This is a genomic window from Agromyces binzhouensis (assembly GCF_004135055.1).
GTDB classification, from domain to species: Bacteria; Actinomycetota; Actinomycetes; order Actinomycetales; family Microbacteriaceae; genus Agromyces; species Agromyces binzhouensis.
The window spans coordinates 1-864 of sequence record NZ_SDPL01000707.1 but is presented as its reverse complement, the minus strand read 5'-3'; the positions used below and the strand labels follow the sequence as shown (position 1 = coordinate 864).

Annotated in this window: 1 protein-coding gene; it reads right to left on the bottom strand. The window is 75.6% G+C overall.

Annotation, left to right across the window (positions count from 1 at the left end; translation table 11 throughout):
• Nucleotides 1–597, bottom strand: a 597-nt coding sequence (locus ESO86_RS17780; RefSeq protein ID WP_165308366.1) for a PHP domain-containing protein, incomplete at its 3' end; no start/stop codon positions are given.
• Between the last annotated feature and the right edge of the window lie 267 nt (nt 598–864).

Here is an 864-nt window from a genome sequence, read left to right as displayed (position 1 = left end):
CGTGCCCGGATGCGCAAGCACGGGCACGCCGCCCGCGGCGCGGATCAGGCGGATGCCGGTGAGCGGGTCGGGCGCGTAGTGCGGCTGCGCGTAGCCGGAGCGCCAGTGCAGGATGCCCGCGAAGGCGTCGGACCGCGTCGAGGCGTGACCGCGCGCGACGAGGGCGTCGGCGATGTGCGGGCGGCCGATGGTGGTGCCGTCGCTGGTCTGGGCCAGCACGTCGTCCCAGGTGAGGTCGTAGTCGGCGGCGATGCGTCGCACGATGGCCTCCGCGCGGGTGAGCCGGGAGTCGCGGATGCGCGCGGTCTCGGCGAGGAGCGCCTCGTCGGTCGGATCGATGAGGTAGCCGAGGACGTGCACGCTCGTGAACTGCTCGCGCGTGGAGAGCTCCATGCCCGGGATGAGGGCGATGCCGTGAAGACGTGCCGCCTCGGCCGCCTCCGCCCACCCCGCGGTCGAGTCGTGGTCGGTGAGGGCCAGCGCCGCGAGGCCGGCCGCGGAGGCCGCGGCGACGAGCTCCGCGGGCGTGTCCGTGCCGTCGGAGACCGTGGTGTGCGCGTGCAGGTCCGCTGCGGCGGCGAACGGGGCGTCGGCCATGCCCTTATCGTAGGCGCGCGGAGTCAGCCGGTTCCCCGCGGACTCCCAGCCGACGCCCTGTGGATGCTCCGCCCTGCGGTCGCGCACTCGCCTACGCTGTGGTGAATGCTCCCCCGCATCCTCGGCTGGGCGATCGCCCTCGGCACCACGGCCCTCGCCGCGGCGCTGCTGTGGCCGCAGGCGTTCGGGCTGCAGAACCAGTGGATCGCCGCGCACGTCGTCGCGCTGCGGGGGGTCGCCGCGGCGGGCGCCGGGCTCCTCGCCGCC